Source organism: Psychrobacillus sp. FSL K6-2843 (genome assembly GCF_038626375.1).
GTDB lineage: Bacteria > Bacillota > Bacilli > Bacillales_A > Planococcaceae > Psychrobacillus > Psychrobacillus faecigallinarum.
Map to the genome: position 1 here is coordinate 3,006,361 of NZ_CP152021.1, position 20,408 is coordinate 3,026,768.

Here is a 20,408-nt window from a genome sequence, read left to right on the forward strand (position 1 = left end):
ACAGTCCACAAGTTTTTTATACTAGTGTAACTTTTTTTGCACAGAGACCTTTTTCAGAACTACCTATTGTAAACTGAACCTTATCCCCTATTGCAAGTTTAGAAAAGTCTCCTTCAAAATCATTCCAATAGAAAAATAAATTGTTAGGTGAAAAGTTTTTAATAAAGCCATATGTAGGCATTAAACTTATAATGAATCCTTGTTCTTTAATTGTATGGTTCACAACATTGGAAGAAAATATTTTAGTAATATCTTCTCTTTGATTTAAGTCTATTTTAGCCAAAAGTGATTCGAAAGGTCGTCTAAAGTTTTTATCTTCAATAACTCTTACTTTTGAATAATATTTTTCTAAGAGTTCAATTAAATATGAGACGTCATTTTTATTCATTTCAATATATATATATGTTAAGGTTTTAATTATCTTAGAAATTGTAATAACAATCTTGGTGTCAAAATGAGCCTCGTCTATTCTTTCAAGTATATTTATTGATTTTTTTATTAGAGATTCAGCTAACTCCCCGTTTTCGTTTCTTGTCATATCAGCCCATCTTTTTAAATTATCAGACGCTTGATCAACTAATTCCTTTTTGGTTCTAATATCTAAGTTTTCTAGATTTTCAAGTACTTCGTTAAATACTTTTTCAGCTTCTGAGTACTCACCCAACTGTTTTAATATTCTACCTTTGTGCATTTTTATTCTATTATTTTTAGGATCTAACTTTTCTGCAAAAGTGATAGCATCATAAGCCTCATCAAAATTCTCAATTGTCATTAATTTAAAACCTGCGTAAAAGAAATATATCGGTGGATAATCTGGTTTACATTCTATAGCGGTCTGATAAGCAAGTTCGGCAGCATAATAATCGTTCTGTAAAACACTGATAAATGCTGATATTTTATATACTTCAAAGAAATCAGGGGTTGCATTTCTAGCTTTCTCGATATATTCTTCAGCACTTTCAAACTCACTTTTATTAGCAAAAGTTAATGCCTTCTTTAAATAAGAAGCGGATATCTCTTCATCAGAATGATTTATAAAGATTGACTCAATTCTATAAGGGTCATTTTCTTCATTTTGCAAATTTTCAGAAAGTCCTTTTAAAGTTCTCATCTTCTTTTGAATCGAAATAAATGATTTATTACTGGGTTTGCAGTGCTTTTTTAGATATTCTCTTGCAAAATCTGTAATAAAGAATAAAGTTCGATTTTCAACTTTTTTATTATCATTTTTCATATTAACCATATTTGTGGCAAACAGATCATTCATTGCTTTACCGTAACGTAAAGAATCTATATTAAACAAATATGTCAATTCAGCATTACTACATTCTTTATTTGAGATAAGCATTATCTCTAATATCTTCTTAGCATCTTCTGAGAGCTTATTATAAACATTAGACATACAATATTCAGTTAAATCATCTTTATGTTTTAGGATAGATTCTATGGATTCCCCTTTTAGCATATTAGCTACAAACCATTTCATAGCTAATGGATTAAAGTATAAATTTGAAGCAATTTCTGAATATCTAACTGTGGTCGTTTTTTTTTCTTACCTGATTCTTTTTCTTCAAAAGTCTGGTCCACTCCGTAGTGAGCCAATGCATCAAGTTGTAACGATAATGACTGATCTTGTGTACTGACACGTGGATATCCAAATTTCAACAAGAATCCCCCCTTATTAATGCCTTAACTATACCAAAAAGGGGGTAGAGATAGATATATTGGTATTTAGATTTTGGTTATATTTTTGGTTATGTATTTAAATAGTTTTTGAGGTTTTTAGAGAAGTTCACTTACCATATCAAAAACGGTCGTTTATGGTTTTTTTTTACGTTTCAAAATTTGTATTGAAAATTGTAAGTTCTATATGTATTATATATATATTCAAAAATTTGAAGATGTATATGATACATATAGATTTCTTAAAATCAAGGATAAGTAATGGAGGCGTTAAAATGGGAGACGAAATGCAAAAATTTAAGGCTGATTTTTTTAAAGCCTTATCACATCCCTTGCGAATACATATTCTCGAATTATTGTCAGAGGGTGAAAAAAGTGTAAATGAAATCCAGAGCATTCTTAATAAGGAAGGCTCTGCTGTTTCTCAACAGTTAAGTGTACTACGTGCTAAAAATATTGTTGTCGGCACCAAAGATGGAAAACGAGTTTTATATTCTCTTCGGGATCCTATGATTATGAATTTACTGGTAATTGCACGGAAAATTTTTAACAACCATTTAATCGACACGATTTCAATGTTAGAAGAACTAAATGAAACAGAAGGTGAATCGATAGTTAAGGAGGGTTAGGTTGAAAATTGAGGTTAAGAAAGAAGATATCATCCAACATGGAATGGAAATATTTCGCTCAATAGGAGCCCATTATGTTTGTAAGGTTTGTATTAAAAGTGGAAATTCCTGTTGTTTTTCATGTCAACATTTACAAGATGGAGTTGGATGTCAAAAAAGAAATACAGCTTGTACAGCTTGGTTATGTGGGATTCAAGGTTTTTTATTTGATCAAGTAGGAGTATTAGATGAATGGAATCGTTTATGGAATGAAATCCCAGGACAAATGTTCCGCAGAGATATTACTCCAGATAAGGTATGGATTACATCGTTTATAGATACGAAGAAGTTAGATAGTCGAGCCGGAGAGCTTCTAGCGGAGGTTAACAAGAAGGTGGAGATATAGGTAAATTAGAGCGGCATTTAAGCAAAACGTATAACCAATATTAGGCTGATACTCTCTTGTAATGAGATAGAGAGCTTTTGTATAAAAGTATGAAAACTGCATTTGTAATTCAAAATTATCAAAAGAAAATATTCTTCAGAAGAAGTAAGATTCAATAAAAATAGAAAAGAAGGGTTTGGAATGAAAGAGTTATTTACGGGAAGATTTGAAGGATATTCATTTGGACATTTTCAAAAGGATCTTCTTTCTGGAATGATTGTTGGAGTTGTCGCGATTCCACTTGCTATGTCTTTTGCTATAGCCTCTGGTGTTAAACCGGAGTATGGGATTTATACAGCCTGTATTGCCGGGATACTTATTTCGCTATTTGGTGGTTCGAAGTATCAAATTGGAGGGCCTACAGGTGCTTTCGTTCCAATTCTTTTAGGAATTGTAATTACCTATGGGTATGAAAATTTACTACTTGCTGGTTTAATGGCTGGAATTATCTTATGCCTTATGGGGATTTTTAAACTAGGGTCTTTAATTAAGTTTATTCCACGTCCTGTAACAATTGGCTTTACGTCAGGTATTGCTGTCATTATCTTTACGGGACAAATTGCTAGTCTTTTAGGTCTAACAGGTATAAAAAAGCATGAGGAATTTATAGCAAACCTAAAGGAAATCTTCACTCATATCGGTACTGTCAATTTTTACAGTGTTATAACTGCTTTGATTTGCTTTTTTGTTATACTTATAACACCAAAAATTTTACCGAAAGTACCAGGTTCATTAGTAGGTGTTGTTATCTCAACTGTAATTGCAACTGTATTCTTCTCAGGGCATGTACCTACTATCGGTACAGCATATGGTACGATTCCAAATACACTTCCTCAGTTTGACATACCGGTAATCACATTAGAGCGCATAAAACAGTTAATTGGTCCTGCATTTGTTATTGCAATGTTGGGTGGTATCGAATCTCTTTTGTCCGCTGTCGTGGCAGATGGTATGACTAATAGTAAACATAACAGTAACAAAGAGCTTATTGGTCAGGGAATTGCTAATATTATTACACCGTTATTTGGAGGGATTCCTGCAACTGGAGCGATTGCTCGAACAGCAACTAATATCAAAAATGGAGCTGTATCTCCGATGTCGGGTGTTATACATGGGGGATTTGTATTATTCACGCTTCTTCTGTTAGCTCCATATGCTTCACATATTCCACTTGCTAGTATGGCTCCCATTTTAATGGTGGTAGCTTGGAATATGAGCGAACAAAAACACTTTGTTCACATACTAAAAATGAAGACAGGGGATTCTCTTGTATTACTTGTAACATTTTTACTCACTGTATTTACAAGCTTGACAACAGCTGTGGAAATCGGTCTTATTTTAGCTATTATTTTGTTTACAAAACGTATGAGTAATATGCTTGTCATATCTAAAGTGCTCCCTGATCATACAAAAAAGAATGAAAAATTGTTACCACATGTGGTAAATAAAGCTCATGATTGCCCACAAATTAGTATTTACACAATAGAAGGTCCATTATTCTTTGGGGCTGCTCAAACATTTGAACAAAATATTTTAGCGACCATTCATTATAAACCCAAAGTTTTAATTTTACGTATGGGAAAAGTTCCTTTTATTGATACGACAGGAGAGTCTTACTTTAGGAATATTGTTCAGTATTACAAAAAACAAGGTGGCATACTTCTCATTTCAGGAATTCAACCTGAGTTAAAAACAACTCTAGACAAGAATGGATTGTACGTTGAAATTGGGGAAGAAAACTTTTTTTCTCATACAGGAGATGCAATTAATTGTGCTTTAGAGCATTTGAATCCGAAAAAATGTATAGGATGTAAGCATTTCGCTTTTCATGAATGTACTCAACTTTCTCAGCAATCCCAGGAAGTAAATACAATAAAGAATAAGGCAAATGCATTAGATTTTTAAAATTTCACTTCACATACAAAGTTTTATATTAGTAGAATTTCAAGAACGGTTTAGACATCGACGTGTCTATTTCTGACTTTGACCGTGATGAATGGGCGACACCAAATATGATTATTAAGAAATTAAAAGATATGAGATAAAAATAGGTGCTTGGGAAACAGATAAGAAACGCTTCCCAAAATTAAAGTTTGTAACTACTAGTCTTATAAATTTGCAAAAAAGTAATTGAAAAATACTGCTATCTATTCAAACGAATGATAACGGGTGGAGGGAATAAAAATATGTCTAATTTACCAAATTGTCCAAAATGTAATTCAGAGTACACATACGAAGACGGAAATCTTTTTGTTTGTCCAGAATGTGCCCATGAGTGGACTTTAGACCCGGAAGCAGAAAATAGTGAAGATACTAAGGTTATCAAAGATGCAAATGGAAATGTCTTAAACGATGGTGATTCTGTAACAGTCATCAAAGATCTTAAAGTAAAAGGAACGTCATCAGTTGTAAAAATCGGTACAAAAGTGAAAGATATCCGTTTAGTTGATGGAGACCATGATATTGATTGTAAAATTGATGGTTTTGGAGCGATGAAATTAAAATCTGAATTTGTTAAAAAGGTTTAAATGTGAGTTTAATGTAACAGAACTAAGTTGATTATTGCGGATGAATAGAGCCACTTATGTGGAGTTTTGAGCCAGTAAGTGCGGATAAAAGAGCCATCAATTGCGGTGCAGGGAGCCACTATGAATAGAATAAAGAATAGCCTCTTGTATACTTAATTTGCATGCGAACTCGCATGACATTAATGTACAGGAGGTTTTTTTTATGATTAACTGTCGCAAGATTTTGGAACTTTATTTTGAAGGAGTCAGTCAAAGAACCATTAGTTCTAGTACTGGCCACTCAAGAAATACAGTTTCGGATGTCGTTCAATGCACCAAGAAGCTTGGTCTAGAGAGTTTGAACGATGAGATGACTAGTCCCTGGTTAGAATCGTTTCTCTTTCCAGAGAAGCAAGCTGTTGAGAAAGGGTACTTCCCGGTTGATTGGGAAAAAGTGCATAAGGAGTTACAAAAAAAGAACGTCACTTTGACTTTATTGCATCATGAGTATGCGACTGAAGCACGTGAAAGTGGAAAGATCCCCTATGCTTATCGGACTTTTTGTGAAAGCTATGGGAAATACGCGAAGAAGTATAAGTTAACGATGCCTATTCGAAGAAAACCAGGTCAAATCATGGAGGTGGACTGGGCTGGATCGACACTGCAGATTATAGATCGTTCAACAGGAGAATCAATTCCGGCTTATGTCTTTATCGCTACCTTGCCCTATAGTCAATACAGCTACGTTGAAGCGTTTTTAGATATGAAATCAGCTAATTGGCTTATCGCTCATATCCATGCATTTGAGTACTTTGAAGGTGTTCCAGAAACCTTGGTTCCGGACAATTTGAAAACAGGTGTTACAAAGGCGCTTCGGGGAGAACCGGTTCTGAATGAGGCTTATCGTGAACTCGCAGATTATTATCATACAGTCATTGTCCCAAGCCGTGTCCGTAAACCCAAAGACAAACCAAGTGTTGAAGGGACTGTTGGGTACATTTCCCGGCAGATTATAGCTGCACTAAGAAACTATCAATGTTTCTATATTGATGATCTGAATAAGCAAATCTTTAAAAGTCTAGAAGAAATCAATACAATCAATTTTCAAAAGCGACCGGGCTCGCGTAAAAAGGTGTATGAGGAAGAAGAGAAATCCCACTTTCAACAGCTTCCTCAAACACGTTATAAACTTGCGGAATGGAAAACAGCAAAAGTTCAACTGAACTACCACATCCAGGTTGAAAGAATGTATTATTCCGTTCCATATGATTACGTCCGGGAGAATGTCGATATAAGACAAACCACGGATTTAATTGAAGTTTACTTCAAAGAAGTCCGAATTGCATCCCACAAACGGTTATATGGTGAAATTGGACAGTTTTCTACAAACACAGACCATATGCCTGATAATCACCGATCATATTTAGAACATAATCCTGAAAACAATCGAAAGTGGGCGGAAACGATTGGACCATCTACACTCCAATTTGTCTCTTCTATCTTGGAAATGAATGTGGAGAAAAAGTCATTAAGTATCCTCAGCACGCTAAGGAATTTAGCTACAAGATATACAAACAGTGAAATGGAAAAAGCAGCAGAAACACTACTTGAAATCTCTACAAACCCAACGGTTTCTGTTTTGAAAAGCATACTAGAAAGAAATAAAAAGCGAAAACAAAATCAGAAAACCGATAGTAAAAATCACACCAACGCTGATGACTATGGATTTGTGCGCGGAGCTAGTTACTTTGGGAGGGATGATAAATGATGAACGAAGAAACTTTACGTAAATTAAATGAAATGAAAATGGGTGCAATGGCAGAATTATATCAGCAACAATGCCAGAATAAAGATTACAAAAGCATGGATTTTGATGATAGATTCAACCTTTTAGTAGACTTTGAGTATGACAGACGTAAATCAAATAGGCTTGAACGATTAATTAAACAAGCAACATTCAACGAACCAACGGCAGCCATTGAAGATATAGAATATCATCCTGATCGTAAGTTAGACAAGAACCTGATATTAGAATTAGCAACGGGAAATTACATCCAAAATCACCATAATATCATTTTAATGGGGGCGTCAGGAAACGGAAAGACGTGGATAGCAAATGCCTTTGGTGTCCATGCATGTCGTCAATCTTATAAAGTGAAATATATTAGACTACCAGAATTACTAGATGAATTAGCTGTGGCAAAGTTTGAAGCAGATGGCAGCTTCCGAAAGATAATTCAAAAATACAAAAAGATTGATTTACTAATCCTAGATGAGTGGTTATTAACCGAGCTTTCAGAGGAAAATATACTTCATGTGCTGGAAATCGTGGAGTCACGGTTAAAGAGGGCGTCGACTATCTTCTGTTCTCAATTTTCGCCAGAAGGATGGCACTCGAAACTAGGACAAGCACAAATAGCTGATGCCATTCTTGATCGAATCGTTCACGATTCATATAAGATTCTAGTTGATGGGGAAGTTTCTATGAGAGAACGTCATGGATTGGTGGGGACATCTGAATAATTCCAACAGAAGTTGAAATTCGTATAGCTAGTTACGTATTTCATAGGTATTTATCTGATGAAATGATGAAAGAGATAGAAGATAGGCTATTACCCGCCTGCATATGGAACGATGAGGAGCATTTAGATCACGATGAATGTAGATTTGTAAAAAAGATTGATTATTTATAATAAAGATCGATTATTTGAAATAAAGTTTGATTAAAATCATTTTTCCTAAATTAGATTTCTTAGAGGTTAGATGAATTTTTATCGGGCATTTCTGTTAATATCACTATAAAAATTGTGAAGAAATGCTCAAATTAACGGGAGGTTAGTTTAAAAAGGAATAATTCTAACTGAACAGGATAAACTAAACTTAAATATAATTTAGGATGATGAAATTGGATAAAAGTAAACTTCTTCTATTGGTTTTATTTAGTATACTAATTTGTGGGGTGGATTATAGAACAGTAAATGCACAACTGAACGATTCTCCTCCCTTTTTTGAGGAAAAATCTACTAAAGTAAGACAATACACCCCTTTAGAACTCCAGTTAGAGTCTTTTATAGGTGGTCTGCGCGTAGGTGAACCGAAACAAGCAGTTGAATTTTGGATATTAGGCGTGAATAATCGAAGTGGGCCATTCAATATACGATGTTGTCCCCTTCGCTTCAAGAAAAAACAAGGAGTAAATTTGAGGAAACTCGCTGGATAACAGGGCAGTCAAGCCCTTCGGTTAATAACTTTCGTTTTACCAACGAAGAAAAGCTTAGCGAATCCAAAATGCGGTATACCGTTAAATACGATGTAGAGACATCTACGCAGAATTTGGTAAGTGGGGAGAAGATTATTATTGTGGAAAAGAATCTAGAACCATTTAGAGAAAATTGGTTTATTTCATCAATAACAACGAAATATAATGAATGGGAAGCAGATTGAACTGTTAAACGAAGAGGTGGCTACTAGATTATCCCCCCACCAAGAAGATATTGAGCGATTGGATTCCATTCCCGGCATCGCCACTCGAATGGCCGAACAAATCTTAGCCGAAGTCGGTACGGATGTCGAGAAGCAATTCCCCAGTTCGGCGCACTTGTGTTCCTGGGCAGGATTAGTACCTGGACATAATGAGAGTGCGGGCAAGAGAAAATCAAGCAACATGAAAAAAGGAAACAAGTACTTGAAATCGGCATTAATTGAAGCAGCTCACTCTGTCAGAGGATCCAAAACCTATTTGGGAGCCCTGTATAGGCGTACTGCATCAAGAAAGGGTAAAAAAAGGGCAGGAATATCTGTCGCTCATGCCATTTTAAGAATCTCCTATTATCTCTTAACTCGCAAAGAGATGTACGTAGATTTAGGAGAGGATTACTTTGACAAGCAAAAAGAACAATCCATTGTACGATATTCTGTTCGAAGACTTGAGAACTTAGGATACAACGTTACAATAACTGAACCAAGTGCCTCCTAATCCAACCCATAATTTGATCCCCATTTAGGCGCTGCATTTTTTAAAAAATAAATGAGCTGCGTCTGATTTAGTATTGCCTTTTTCTCTAAATCGAAGATTTTAATTTTCATGGGAGTTGAGTATGAAGTTTTAGAAAGTATGTTAATCCTGATTCTCCCCTCCAATAAACTAAACATCGTCTGTGAATTCATTCCATTCTAATCTAATGTAATCTCATTCGCTTTAAGTTTAATACTACAAAATTGTTAGATTCACCAATCCGTACCATTCATCTCATATATAAGGTGGTTATCAAATGGCTTTCGATTTATTTTTAATAATTCCATCACAGCAAATGCACTAAATTGATCTTCTCAGCCAACTTTGCTTCAAAATAACCTCGTAGAGTTTACTTTTAGAATAAAGAAAGTTTGGCGATAGTAGTAGCATGATAATATTACCCTACTGGAGGATATCAAATGACAAAGATCACCATTTCACAGCTCTTCACTATCATCCTGTTAGGTACTGGTTTAAGCAATCATGTAATCGTTACTCCTATATTAATTAACGCTTCAGGTCGTGATGCATGGATCAGCGTTATTATTGGTTATGCATTTATCCTTGTCTTTTCACTGTTATTGCTCTACGTAACAAGGCACTTCCAATCGATATCTCTATTTGAATGGTTATCATCCAAGTATTCTCCATTGCTAAGTCGGATTATAGCTATTTTTATAGTAGTTTACCTCCTAATAACAGGTTGGATTACCTTAAAAGAAACAGTTATGTGGACTGAAGAAACATTTTTGTTCAATACACCTACTATTTTTATAGCTCTGTTTTTGTTAGCTTGCTCCCTCTACATTTCATATGAAAAACTAAATGTCATTGCCATTTGTGCAGGTGTCTTACTTCCATTTGTTTTAATATTCGGCATATTTGTAGCAATTGGCACTATTCCTGATAAAAATTACCATCTTGTTACCCCGGTACTTGTGGAGAATGGATGGCAAGAGGTATTTCATGGTGCATTCATTGTCTTTAGTTCAATAATCGAAATTTTTTTAATAATAATTCTTCAGCACCAAGTTACACAAAAATTAAAATTCAAACATTTTATTGTTCTTACTACATTTTTGGCCATATTGACGGTTGGACCACTGCTTGGCACAATTGCAATATTTGGTGTAGAAGAAGCATCAAAACTTAGATATCCCTCTTTCTTTCAATGGAGAATCTTGGGGATTGGAACATATTTTAATCATCTAGATTTTTTATCGATTTATCAATGGACATCTGGTAATTTTATTCATTTAGCAATTATTTTGTATTTAATTACAGAAGTCTTTGACATTAAAAAGAAAAAGCAGCGCGTTAATATACAAGTATTTATTTGTATCATTTACCTACTGGTCATTATAGCTCCTATATCAAATGAGGTTTTTTTAATCTTTTTAAGTCGTTATTATTATATTATCTCCAGTGTAATTGGGGTGTTTATTACTCTCTTTATTGCATTATTAATTAAATTTTCCAAGAACAGGAGGAGTACCCAGGTTGAATAATGAACAAACAAATGAAGAATATTTAACTAGTCTCTTCAATAATTCGTCGGATATAACCATCGAGAAGCAATATCTATTTAGTCCTAAAGAGAAGCAAGCTATGCTAGTTATATACTGCAATGGTTTAATTGATAATAATGTTTTACTAGATAATATCCTCCCAGATATTCAAAATAAGTACTATAACAATGGTCTTAAAGGGATTGCATACTTAAATTCTTCAAAGCAAATGCATTGGTCTAAAAAGGAAGAGAAGGTTGGTGTAACTCTGCTAGAAAAAGTATTTAATGGATTTACAGCAATTGTTATAGAGGAAACCATCTATTTCTTTAATACATCCAATCCACCAAAGCGTTCCCCAGAAGAATCCAATTCAGAAGTATCCGTACGAGGACCAAGGGATGCATTTGTCGAAGACATAGGTACAAACATTGCATTAGTTCGGAAACGAATTAAATCGAAATCCCTTGTTACCACTACCTTTGTTATAGGTGAAAGAAGTCAAACGCAAGTAAAACTAGTCTATCTAACGGATATACAAAATAAAAAAATGATTAAAGAAGTTACTGATCGATTGAATAATATTGATATCGATTTCTTAAATGGCGACAATCAATTATTAGGGATTCTTGGTGACAACAATTATTCACTTTTTCCTTTATTAAAAGCAACATCTCGTCCTGATGGTGTTGTCAGTAGTTTAGCTGTAGGCAGATTTGCTATTTTTATGGATAATTCTCCGAATGTGCTTTTAGGTCCAGCTAATCTCGGATTATTACTTAAAACTGCTGAGGATGAACATACTCCTTATTACTATGGAACCTTTGAATTGATTCTTAGATTGTTTGGACTTATAATAGCTCTTTTTCTTCCATCTTTCTGGGTGGCTTTATCATCTTTTAATGCAGATCAAATTCCATTTCCATTACTAGCTTCAGTAGCTTCATCTAGACTAGGTATCCCGTTTAATGCAACCTTTGAAATGCTATTAATGCTCATATTATTTGAACTGTTTCGTGAAGCGGGTGTTCGACTGCCTAAAGCAGTTGGACAAACTGTTGCGGTTGTTGGTGGGCTGATCGTGGGTAATGCTGCAATTCAAGCTGGAATCACTTCTCCAACCATGTTGGTAATCTCTTCGCTTACGACAGTTGCAACTTTCACCCTTGGGAACCAGGCGATATATGGAACTGTTTCCATTTTGAGATTTTCTTCTATACTTCTTTCATCAGTCTTTGGAATGTTTGGGTTTTTCATAAGCCTTTATGCAGTTCTTGGTTATCTCGCTAAACTCGAATCATTTGGATTGCCTTATTTAAGTCCAGTATCTCCGTTTGTGAAAAGAGATTTCTTTAAATCAGTTCTTAAGCGACCTGTAGTTAAACAGAATGAACGTGCATCAATACTTAACCCTATTGATAAGGACAGACAGGGGGATGGAAAAAAATGAAACAATCAAAAATTTTAATAATATGCTTCATCTTATTATTCCTAACAGGATGTTGGGATGAGAAAGAAATTGGTGAAGTAGATTATATTACTACATTAGGAATTGACTATAAAGATGAAAACTATATTATTTATGTACAAATGCTTGATTTTTCTAATGTAGCTAAGCAAGAAGTCAGTAAAGTCTCACAACCCGCTACTTTGTACATCGGTAAATCATCAGGTAAAAATATAAATGATGCTGTCTATAATTTATATCGAACAACACAACAACAGGTGAACTGGTCACATGTAGGAGCAATTATCTATTCAGAGTCCGTTTTAAAAAAAGGAATAGAGAACGTGGAGCAATCCTTAATAAAACACGGTGATTTTCGTTATACTCCATGGATGTTTGGAACAACGGAATCCATCGAAGAAATACTTAGTACTACAGGTTTCTTTCAATTGCCTCCATTATATACGATTTTGTATAAACCAAACGATATGTATAAAATTTATTCATATATTGAACCGATGCGTATGCATAGGTTTATCTCTGAGTATAAAGAACCAGGGGGAACTGCCTTGCTACCTTCTCTAACTATTAATGAAACAGACTGGAAGCAATCGGTTGAAGAACCAAAATCAAAAAAAGTATTACAAATAAATGGTGCGTTTCCAGTTAGCAATGGAACATATAAGGAGTGGTTATCTTATGAGGAGATTGCTGGCCTCAGATGGACACAAACTCAAACTCAAAGCACACCAGTTGATATTGTCATAGGGGATGAAATAAAAGGTACAGTAAGAATAATGAAACCATCTGCAAAAGTTGATTTGATTAGAAAAGGAAATGATTTTCACTTTAATATAAATGTTGAAGCTGAAGGTACTTTAATAGATTTGGAAGACCAATTGTCTCTAAAAAAAATTCAAGAGTTAGTATCAAAACAGATAGAAAAAGAAATTAGAACAACCTATCTAAAAGGTATTGATAAAGATGCAGATGTCTATAATCTGAAAAATGTACTTTTTCATGATAGGATAAAACCCGAACAATTAAATGACTATCCATTAACTGCAGATTCCTTAAACAAAATTACTGTCAACTTCATTTTGAAGAGCAAGGGGGCATATGAATAAAAATGGATGCTAAGAAACACCCAATCCAATTCAAGAATTAAAATTAATTCTTATGGCACGTTGTCTCTTTTTATTTTTTTACCATAAGACTGTAAAATCTAGCAGCAGAAAAATAAGAAAGATTTAGCAAAGTTTAAAAAGTGAATGTATTTAAAATATATAAGAAAGTTAAAAAAACCACTTCTAAATACAGTCATATATTCTAAAACGTTTCATTATTAATTACAAATAACGATTTGACTCTTTACCATTATAGACAAATCATACCTACAAAAAAAGCTTCATGTTTATACATGAAGCAAATCCTTTTAAATGTTTGAATATTCTCTTTCAACTTTACAAATCCTAGTTGAGTAAGAAGAGTACCAATCTTGTTTACCTTTTTCTTTAACCTTTCTGTGAGAATCATTTTCTTTCCATTGCTTAATGGCTTCTAAAGAGACCCAGTAGGATACGGTTATTTCTAATCCCTCTAAATCGCAGGTCCTATCTACTCCTAGAAACCCCTCTTGTTTTGAGGCAAATTCAATCATCAATTCAGCTGCTTTCATATAATTTTTTTTATCCTCTTCGGTTCTTTGAGAGGTAAAAATAACTGCATAATATGGGGTAGCCGTATTTGCTATAAACATAAAGTAATTCCTCCTTACATTTAGTCTGATAATATCGCTGAGTAGGTTTTGATATTTGAACATAACTAGAGCTAAGATATTCAGATTTTCCCCAAAAAGAAATCTATTCTAGCTTATATATTATAGACATGTTAAGTGGTATTTAAACCCTACCTGAAACAACATAGAGAGGATTTAATTTTAAAAGAAAGTTAACTTTAATACTTTAGCTTTTAAAAATAATGAAGTAATAACAATAAGAGCCTTTTCAATCTGACTCAATTTAGAGGAAGGAACTGCTACAGAAATAATCCATTCAAAAACAGTACAAATGTTACATTTTTTTGTCAATCAACATTAAAACTCCCCCTTATCTTATTCAACTAACCTTCCCCGATAGTCTTTCATGAAGCTAAAAACACCTGCTCTTCCTTCTTCAACTAGTCGAGTAGAAGAGAACCTCTCTACCTTGCGGTAGATTGTGTTCTTCCCCCCTCACAGAACCGTGCTTGCGCTATTTACGCACACGGCTCCTCCAAATCATCATTCACAAGATATAGCTAATCTCTTTTCTTAATTCGTATATATTCACCTTAATTCTTGGTGACGGTAACGGATATTTATGAAGAAAGAGATTGAATTTATCCCAAGTAAAGGATTTTCTTTGACTTCTTCTGTTGAGCCATTTAAACAGTAGATATTGGATTTTGTCTTTAAATTGGTGAACACTTGGAGTGTTATCCGTGATGCAATAGTAGTTGTAATAACCTACAAGCGAGCGTTTAAATCTATCCATTATCATATGAATATCATTATTTCGGTTCTTCTTTATCCATTCCTTCGATTCCTTTAGTTTACCTTGTAGCTTTTTCCTGCTTGATTTCCGTTTCACACGAAAGTATCCAGATTTACTCTTTCCACAGTAGTGTGTAAAACCTAGGAAATCAAAAGTTTCAGGTTTTCGATTTCCCTTTAGTTTTGCGTCTTTCTCCGCAAATCTCCCGAAGGGAATAATTTTGGTTTTATCCTCCGCTATTTCTAAGTTAAACTTCTGTAATCTCAACTTTAATGATTGAAAGAATTCCTGAGCTTCGCTCTTATATTGGAAGCAACACACAAAATCATCGGCATATCTAACTATGTATGCATGTCCTTCACACTGTTTTCTGACTTCCTTCTCAAACCACAGGTCCAGGACATAATGAAGGTATAGATTGGCGAGTACCGGAGATATGACCCCACCTTGCGGTGTGCCTTTATCAGTCTTGTATTTCTTTCCTTCCTCCATGTATCCACCTTTAAGAAACCTACCAATTATTCTTAGTAAGTTAGGGTCAGTAATTCGCAGTTTTAAGAACTCCATCATCCATATGTGGTCAACGTTGTCAAAGAACCCTTTAATATCTACATCTACTATATAATTTACTGATTTCTTTTCAATATAATGATTTAATATTTTCAAAGCATCGTGGCAGTTACGATTTGGGCGGAACCCAAAAGAGCAGTCTAGAAAATCATTTTCATAGATGGCATTTAGTATTTTGGTAATGCCTTTCTGTACAATCTTATCTTCATGTTCCGGTAACCCCAATGGTCTTTTCTTGTTGGAGTTAAGCTTAGGAATATACATTCTCCTTACGGGAACAGGATGATAGCTTTTACTTTTAAGCCTACTTACTAAGTCCTCTATATTTTCCTCTAGTGTTTCACTGTATTGCTCTTTAGTTGTGCCATTAATCCCAGTTGCCTTCTTATTAGGTAATTCAAGATGACATTGAACTAGAGATTGCTTATTTAGTAAATGTACAATAGATGTAAATTTCATTTTGGGATCAGATTTTGCTAATTCAGCTATCCTTAATAGTTTTGTTTCCATTTAGTATTCCTACCTCCGAGTGTAGTAAATGTGTCCCTAGTAAGGGTGATAACTTGGTAGCAGCCTTTCCTCCATCGGCATTACCCAACTTCATTGGTACTACGCTGCTATCCGACTCCCTACAACGGCATTTGGTTTCCTTGCTTATTATCACTTGTACACCATACTCTTCTATAAGAAGAGACCGGTAGGGTCTCCCGAGTTGCCGTATCATATCAATGTGTGACGTGCCAAGGTCTCTGACCCCAGAGAGGTTTTATCCTTCTTGCCTATATCGAAGAATAAAATGTAGCTTTCTACCGCAGTTAAGGCATCAGCCCTCTCGATTTACTAACATTATGGAGCTCAATCCCTTCAACCATTTGGCTTTCGGCCCGCCACCTAACTGTCTACGCTTAAAGGCTAATGTTACCATTAGCCCTCCAAGACTCGCTACGAGTGAATGGCTAGTTCTTTCTCGACGGGAATCCCACCCGCTATATGATACGACCTAGGCTCGGCCGCACAACTGCCCCGTTAGCCACCCATGTAGCGCAAAATCAGCGCTACACCACAGAGAATGAAAATGTGAAAAACGGGTATAGGATACTACGGCTGGGAGAGGAAGGTCGATGAACTATGGTGCCATAGAGCCCATCCGTTAGTCTGACTCCAACGACCACGGTGTATCACAGACTGTCGCTCCCTTACGGGAAGCACTCATGGGAGATTAATCCTACTCTGGTTATTGCACCAGCCTCCAATACTAGTTGCCGTAGAAAGGATGATTACAATGGAAGTAATCATTGAGCGTGCATGCGGTATGGATGTTCATAAAGACTCCATTACTGCCTGTATTATTACACCAAAAGGAAAGGAGATTCAAACGTTTTCCACTAAGACTGTATTTCTATTACAGTTAATTGACTGGATTAAGGAGCATGGTTGTACCCACGTAGCAATGGAAAGTACCGGCGTATTTTGGAAGCCAATAGTTAACTTACTTGAAGCGGAGAATATTGAATTTTTAGTAGTGAATGCTCAACATATGAAAGCAGTACCAGGTCGCAAGACCGATGTGAAAGATGCAGAATGGATTGCCAAACTTCTTCGGCACGGTTTACTTAAAGCAAGTTTTATTCCGGATCGTAACCAACGAGAACTACGAGAATTAGTTCGGTATCGACGGAGTATTATTGAAGAACGTGCAAGGCAACATAATCGAATTCAAAAGGTGTTGGAAGGTGCTAATATCAAACTTGGCTCCGTTGTCTCCGACATCATGGGTGTTTCGTCTCTCGATATGCTTCGTGCTATCGCCGATGGCGAAAATGATCCTAAGAAGCTAGCTAGCTTGGCCCGTCGATCAATGAAGAAGAAAAAGAGTGAACTGGAGCTTGCTCTTCGGGGGTATATCAATCCACATCAACGTCTCATGTTGAAAACCATTCTGGTCCATATAGAATTTCTTTCTGAGCAGATTGAACTGTTAAACGAAGAGGTGGCTACTAGATTATCCCCCCACCAAGAAGATATTGAGCGATTGGATTCCATTCCCGGCATCGCCACTCGAATGGCCGAACAAATCTTAGCCGAAGTCGGTACGGATGTCGAGAAGCAATTCCCCAGTTCGGCGCACTTGTGTTCCTGGGCAGGATTAGTACCTGGACATAATGAGAGTGCGGGCAAGAGAAAATCAAGCAACATGAAAAAAGGAAACAAGTACTTGAAATCGGCATTAATTGAAGCAGCTCACTCTGTCAGAGGATCCAAAACCTATTTGGGAGCCCTGTATAGGCGTACTGCATCAAGAAAGGGTAAAAAAAGGGCAGGAATATCTGTCGCTCATGCCATTTTAAGAATCTCCTATTATCTCTTAACTCGCAAAGAGATGTACGTAGATTTAGGAGAGGATTACTTTGACAAGCAAAAAGAACAATCCATTGTACGATATTCTGTTCGAAGACTTGAGAACTTAGGATACAACGTTACAATAACTGAACCAAGTGCCTCCTAATCCAACCCATAATTTGATCCCCATTTAGGCGCTGCATTTTTTAAAAAATAAATGAGCTGCGTCTGATTTAGTATTGCCTTTTTCTCTAAATCGAAGATTTTAATTTTCATGGGAGTTTAAGTGCAACATTTCACAATGGACTTCTGAGAATTACTTGATATTTTGGACATAAAAATAGACCATCGAAAGGATGGTCTTAATTAACTAAACCAGCTAATAGGATGTCAATATTTTTCTTTAAAATTACTATTAATCTTATGATATACTATTTTGTGCATGACAAATAGACCTCCAAAAACCTTCTGGAAGGTTTTCTCTTAATTACTTGTAACCAGTAATTACGCTATATCTTGGAAAGATTCTTCTCTATTTAATAAAGCATAAACCCAATGAAGCAGTTTGTTTATGCAGGCTACTATTGCCACTTTGGAAGGCTTTCCTTCTGATTTCTTCTTGTCATAGAATTCTTTCAACTTTTTGTTTCTTGAGCTTCTGATACCGCACAATACGGCAAGATACAAAGCATGGCGTAATCTACTTGAACCTCGTTTAGTAATCCGATTGGTTGTGGCAATGAACTTTCCTGATGAGTGAACACTGGGGTCTACTCCTGCAAAGGCAACCAATTTTTTAGGATGGCTAAACCGATCGATTTCACCAATCTCAGAGATGATCGTGGCAGCGATTTTTTCCCCGATTCCTGGAATCGATTGGACAACCTTGTAATCTTCTAATTCATTTGCCATCGTCACAATACGATTTTCTAGCTCAGAAAGGTGTGACTGGTACTGAAAAAGTAACTCAATATACATTTGAAGATTGATTAAGTGACTGTCATACACCACTTTTTGAAATGGATTTCGAGATGCGGAATCCATTAATTTTTTGGCCTTATCCAATGCCCATTGACTAGATCGTCTTGGACAAAACTCCATCACACACTCCGCTAGCTTACTTTCTCCAACAGCTAGTACAGCTTCTGAAGTAGGGTATTTCTTTAGCATAAGTAAAGAAACCTTCGAATAAAGATCACCAAAAACCTTGCGGTATTCAGGAAACACTTGATCTAAAATAGTGTGAAACTGTAGCTTAGCCTCCACATACATATTCGTTACAATCTCCTGTTGTCTGGAAAGATTTCCAAGATTTAATAGTTGAATTCCTCTGTTTTTATGAGGCTCAAAATCTTCTTTGTAATAAAGCACACACAACTGGTACGCATCAATTGCGTCTGTTTTTACCTTCCTTAAACTAGATCTCTTCGCCTGATAAGAAATAATCGGATTAAGCAAAATATATAAAATTTCATGGTCCTCCAAGTATTGATTAACAGGAATAACTTTAAAGCAATTCAAATAAACAATTTATTCAAGCACAAAATTTCCTAAAATAAAATAAAGCATAAACTTTCCAAAAGGAAAATTCATGCTTTATGTCACATGACACTGTATGAAATCATATGATTTCAATATATGGAGACGGCGGGATTTGAACCCGCGTCCAGAAACTCTAACACTTAAGCTTCTACGCGTGTATCTTACCTATTTGAAGTTTCGCGTAGCATTATGCCGATAAGCGGGCGTCCTGTACGCTAACTTGGAAATCTCCTGCTGACAGCTCAAGTGGCACTGCCAACCGTATCCCACTAAGAGTGAGCTCTACCTAGCCACATGGGCGATGGATAGATAAAGCAGATCCGAGCTTACGCTGCGAATGCTAAGTTGTTGTTTGTTTTGCCTGTTATTATAAGTTCCGTTTTTACAGAGCCGAGCCTCTGACGCGCAACTCAAGCTTAGACTATCCCTGTCGAATCCATAACGTCCCCGTTTATGGAATAATGTAAGCTTTTCAGACTGTTGACAAACGCTTTCATTCTTCGTTGCTTGCACTTCGTTGTCAGCTCATGAACCTAAGTTCAATTCGCTTCCGCCTCGTGCTGCGCTCCTCGACTGACAAGCGTTTTCAAGTCAGTCTGAAAGTGTCACTTAGATAAAAGGTTTGCATCTCAGTAAGAAGTTACAGTTATAACTATACATCAAATTAGGTCAAAATTCAAGTGATACATCCTTCCACTATCAGGATAACTAGGAAGCTGCTATTATCGTTGGGCATCCTTGAATGCTCGCTCGATGTCGCGTTTTGCTTCTTTTTTCTTTAGTGTGTCGCGCTTGTCGTAATCCTTTTTCCCTTTACCGATGCCGATTAGGACCTTTGCGTAGCCGTTCTTTAAATACATTTTGAGCGGTACGATTGTATAGCCCTCACGCTTTGTTTCTCCAATTAGTGAACTGATTTGCTTCTTGTGTAGCAATAGCTTACGAGAACGCAGCGGATCGTGGTTGAAGCGGTTCCCTTGCTCGTACGGACTGATGTGCATATTGGAGATCCATGCCTCGTTGTTGCGAATGCGCACGAATGCATCCTTTAGCTGTACCTTCCCGTTACGAATGGATTTGATTTCGGTTCCTTGTAGGGCGATACCTGCCTCGATTGTTTCCTCGATAAAATAGTCATGATTGGCCTTCTTGTTTTGTGCTAGCGGCTTGTCGTCATGCTTTTTTGCCATTCTATTCACCCCTGTCTAA

General features: G+C 35.8%; 17 protein-coding genes, 1 other RNA gene and 4 pseudogenes. 14 read left to right on the forward strand and 8 right to left on the reverse strand.

From position 1 onward, the window contains the following. Positions 1–16 precede the first annotated feature (16 nt). Both MKY94_RS15205 and MKY94_RS15210 read right to left on the reverse strand, forming a co-directional pair. Positions 17–1,486, reverse strand: a complete 1,470-nt coding sequence (locus MKY94_RS15205; protein WP_342577314.1) for a tetratricopeptide repeat protein — start codon at positions 1,484–1,486, stop codon at positions 17–19. 41 nt (positions 1,487–1,527) lie between these two features. Continuing rightward, a pseudogene (locus MKY94_RS15210) lies at positions 1,528–1,665 on the reverse strand (recombinase family protein); the annotation flags it as partial. Between the two features lie 293 nt (positions 1,666–1,958). On the opposite strand from MKY94_RS15210, the gene MKY94_RS15215 reads away from it, so the two are divergent. The 13 genes and pseudogenes from MKY94_RS15215 (at position 1,959) to MKY94_RS15275 (ending at position 13,340) form a co-directional block, all read left to right on the forward strand. Then, complete coding sequence (locus MKY94_RS15215; RefSeq protein WP_142540016.1) at positions 1,959–2,312, forward strand: metalloregulator ArsR/SmtB family transcription factor; 354 nt, start codon at positions 1,959–1,961, stop codon at positions 2,310–2,312. A gap of 1 nt (position 2,313) precedes the next feature. Next, a pseudogene (locus MKY94_RS15220) lies at positions 2,314–2,741 on the forward strand (DNA mismatch repair protein). A 136-nt stretch (positions 2,742–2,877) separates the two neighbouring features. Then, the gene (gene sulP / locus MKY94_RS15225) at positions 2,878–4,641 is read left to right on the forward strand and encodes a sulfate permease (RefSeq protein ID WP_142540015.1); all 1,764 of its coding nucleotides are present in this window, start codon (positions 2,878–2,880) and stop codon (positions 4,639–4,641) included. A 25-nt stretch (positions 4,642–4,666) separates the two neighbouring features. Next, a pseudogene (locus tag MKY94_RS15230) lies at positions 4,667–4,781 on the forward strand (D-alanine--poly(phosphoribitol) ligase subunit 2); the annotation flags it as partial. Between the two features lie 141 nt (positions 4,782–4,922). Further along, positions 4,923–5,264, forward strand: coding sequence for a zinc ribbon domain-containing protein YjdM (locus MKY94_RS15235; protein ID WP_142540014.1), 342 nt, complete (start codon positions 4,923–4,925; stop codon positions 5,262–5,264). Between the two features lie 202 nt (positions 5,265–5,466). Beyond that, entirely contained in the window at positions 5,467–7,011 is a 1,545-nt protein-coding gene (gene istA, locus MKY94_RS15240; protein ID WP_142540013.1) for an IS21 family transposase, read from the forward strand. Next, positions 7,008–7,766: an IS21-like element helper ATPase IstB gene (gene istB / locus MKY94_RS15245; RefSeq protein WP_142540012.1), complete on the forward strand. Its 759-nt coding sequence runs from the start codon at positions 7,008–7,010 to the stop codon at positions 7,764–7,766. The genes istA and istB overlap by 4 nt, the downstream gene beginning before the upstream one ends. 382 nt (positions 7,767–8,148) lie before the next feature. After that, the gene (locus MKY94_RS15250; RefSeq protein WP_142540011.1) at positions 8,149–8,463 is read left to right on the forward strand and encodes a hypothetical protein; all 315 of its coding nucleotides are present in this window, start codon (positions 8,149–8,151) and stop codon (positions 8,461–8,463) included. 68 nt (positions 8,464–8,531) lie between these two features. Continuing rightward, positions 8,532–8,687, forward strand: coding sequence for a hypothetical protein (locus MKY94_RS15255; RefSeq protein ID WP_342577316.1), 156 nt, complete (start codon positions 8,532–8,534; stop codon positions 8,685–8,687). Continuing rightward, a complete protein-coding gene (locus MKY94_RS15260) occupies positions 8,668–9,219 on the forward strand; it encodes a transposase (protein ID WP_229677435.1) in 552 nt (183 codons plus the stop codon). The genes MKY94_RS15255 and MKY94_RS15260 overlap by 20 nt, the downstream gene beginning before the upstream one ends. A 458-nt stretch (positions 9,220–9,677) precedes the next feature. Next, positions 9,678–10,766 carry an endospore germination permease gene (locus MKY94_RS15265; RefSeq protein ID WP_142540010.1) on the forward strand — a complete coding sequence of 363 codons (1,089 nt, stop codon included), beginning with the start codon at positions 9,678–9,680 and terminating at the stop codon, positions 10,764–10,766. Further along, positions 10,759–12,216: a spore germination protein gene (locus MKY94_RS15270; RefSeq protein ID WP_142540009.1), complete on the forward strand. Its 1,458-nt coding sequence runs from the start codon at positions 10,759–10,761 to the stop codon at positions 12,214–12,216. The genes MKY94_RS15265 and MKY94_RS15270 overlap by 8 nt, the downstream gene beginning before the upstream one ends. Further along, positions 12,213–13,340: a Ger(x)C family spore germination protein gene (locus tag MKY94_RS15275; protein WP_142540008.1), complete on the forward strand. Its 1,128-nt coding sequence runs from the start codon at positions 12,213–12,215 to the stop codon at positions 13,338–13,340. The genes MKY94_RS15270 and MKY94_RS15275 overlap by 4 nt, the downstream gene beginning before the upstream one ends. Before the next feature lie 308 nt (positions 13,341–13,648). Here MKY94_RS15275 and MKY94_RS15280 read toward each other — a convergent pair whose 3' ends face one another. The 3 genes from MKY94_RS15280 to ltrA all read right to left on the reverse strand — a co-directional run bounded on the left by MKY94_RS15280 (position 13,649) and on the right by ltrA (position 15,827). Beyond that, positions 13,649–13,972: an antibiotic biosynthesis monooxygenase gene (locus MKY94_RS15280; RefSeq protein WP_142540007.1), complete on the reverse strand. Its 324-nt coding sequence runs from the start codon at positions 13,970–13,972 to the stop codon at positions 13,649–13,651. Between the two features lie 180 nt (positions 13,973–14,152). Beyond that, positions 14,153–14,302 carry a hypothetical protein gene (locus MKY94_RS15285; protein WP_170206557.1) on the reverse strand — a complete coding sequence of 50 codons (150 nt, stop codon included), beginning with the start codon at positions 14,300–14,302 and terminating at the stop codon, positions 14,153–14,155. 196 nt (positions 14,303–14,498) lie between these two features. Further along, positions 14,499–15,827 (reverse strand): group II intron reverse transcriptase/maturase, encoded by a 1,329-nt coding sequence (gene ltrA, locus MKY94_RS15290; protein WP_142540006.1) that lies wholly within the window; start codon positions 15,825–15,827, stop codon positions 14,499–14,501. Positions 15,828–16,599: 772 nt separating this feature from the next. Between ltrA and MKY94_RS15295 the strand changes: the two genes are divergently transcribed. Further along, positions 16,600–17,823, forward strand: a complete 1,224-nt coding sequence (locus MKY94_RS15295; RefSeq protein ID WP_340844735.1) for an IS110 family transposase — start codon at positions 16,600–16,602, stop codon at positions 17,821–17,823. Between the two features lie 338 nt (positions 17,824–18,161). Here MKY94_RS15295 and MKY94_RS15300 read toward each other — a convergent pair. The 3 genes and pseudogenes from MKY94_RS15300 to smpB form a co-directional block, all read right to left on the reverse strand. Beyond that, positions 18,162–19,157 (reverse strand): annotated as a pseudogene (locus tag MKY94_RS15300) (IS110 family transposase); the annotation flags it as partial. A 136-nt stretch (positions 19,158–19,293) separates the two neighbouring features. Further along, positions 19,294–19,648: a transfer-messenger RNA gene (gene ssrA / locus MKY94_RS15305) on the reverse strand. A 273-nt stretch (positions 19,649–19,921) separates the two neighbouring features. Next, the gene (gene smpB, locus MKY94_RS15310; RefSeq protein ID WP_342577317.1) at positions 19,922–20,389 is read right to left on the reverse strand and encodes an SsrA-binding protein SmpB; all 468 of its coding nucleotides are present in this window, start codon (positions 20,387–20,389) and stop codon (positions 19,922–19,924) included. Positions 20,390–20,408 lie beyond the last annotated feature (19 nt).

Bases quoted from the DNA above. Each gene is read 5' to 3' on its own strand.
- MKY94_RS15205 (WP_342577314.1), bottom strand. From the start codon at position 1,486: ATGAAATGGTTTGTAGCTAATATGCTAAAAGGGGAATCCATAGAATCT.
- MKY94_RS15215 (WP_142540016.1), top strand. From the start codon at position 1,959: ATGGGAGACGAAATGCAAAAATTTAAGGCTGATTTTTTTAAAGCCTTA.
- sulP (WP_142540015.1), top strand. From the start codon at position 2,878: ATGAAAGAGTTATTTACGGGAAGATTTGAAGGATATTCATTTGGACAT.
- MKY94_RS15235 (WP_142540014.1), top strand. From the start codon at position 4,923: ATGTCTAATTTACCAAATTGTCCAAAATGTAATTCAGAGTACACATAC.
- istA (WP_142540013.1), top strand. From the start codon at position 5,467: ATGATTAACTGTCGCAAGATTTTGGAACTTTATTTTGAAGGAGTCAGT.
- istB (WP_142540012.1), top strand. From the start codon at position 7,008: ATGATGAACGAAGAAACTTTACGTAAATTAAATGAAATGAAAATGGGT.
- MKY94_RS15255 (WP_342577316.1), top strand. From the start codon at position 8,532: ATGCGGTATACCGTTAAATACGATGTAGAGACATCTACGCAGAATTTG.
- MKY94_RS15260 (WP_229677435.1), top strand. From the start codon at position 8,668: ATGAATGGGAAGCAGATTGAACTGTTAAACGAAGAGGTGGCTACTAGA.
- MKY94_RS15265 (WP_142540010.1), top strand. From the start codon at position 9,678: ATGACAAAGATCACCATTTCACAGCTCTTCACTATCATCCTGTTAGGT.
- MKY94_RS15275 (WP_142540008.1), top strand. From the start codon at position 12,213: ATGAAACAATCAAAAATTTTAATAATATGCTTCATCTTATTATTCCTA.
- MKY94_RS15280 (WP_142540007.1), bottom strand. From the start codon at position 13,972: ATGTTTATAGCAAATACGGCTACCCCATATTATGCAGTTATTTTTACC.
- ltrA (WP_142540006.1), bottom strand. From the start codon at position 15,827: ATGGAAACAAAACTATTAAGGATAGCTGAATTAGCAAAATCTGATCCC.
- MKY94_RS15295 (WP_340844735.1), top strand. From the start codon at position 16,600: ATGGAAGTAATCATTGAGCGTGCATGCGGTATGGATGTTCATAAAGAC.
- smpB (WP_342577317.1), bottom strand. From the start codon at position 20,389: ATGGCAAAAAAGCATGACGACAAGCCGCTAGCACAAAACAAGAAGGCC.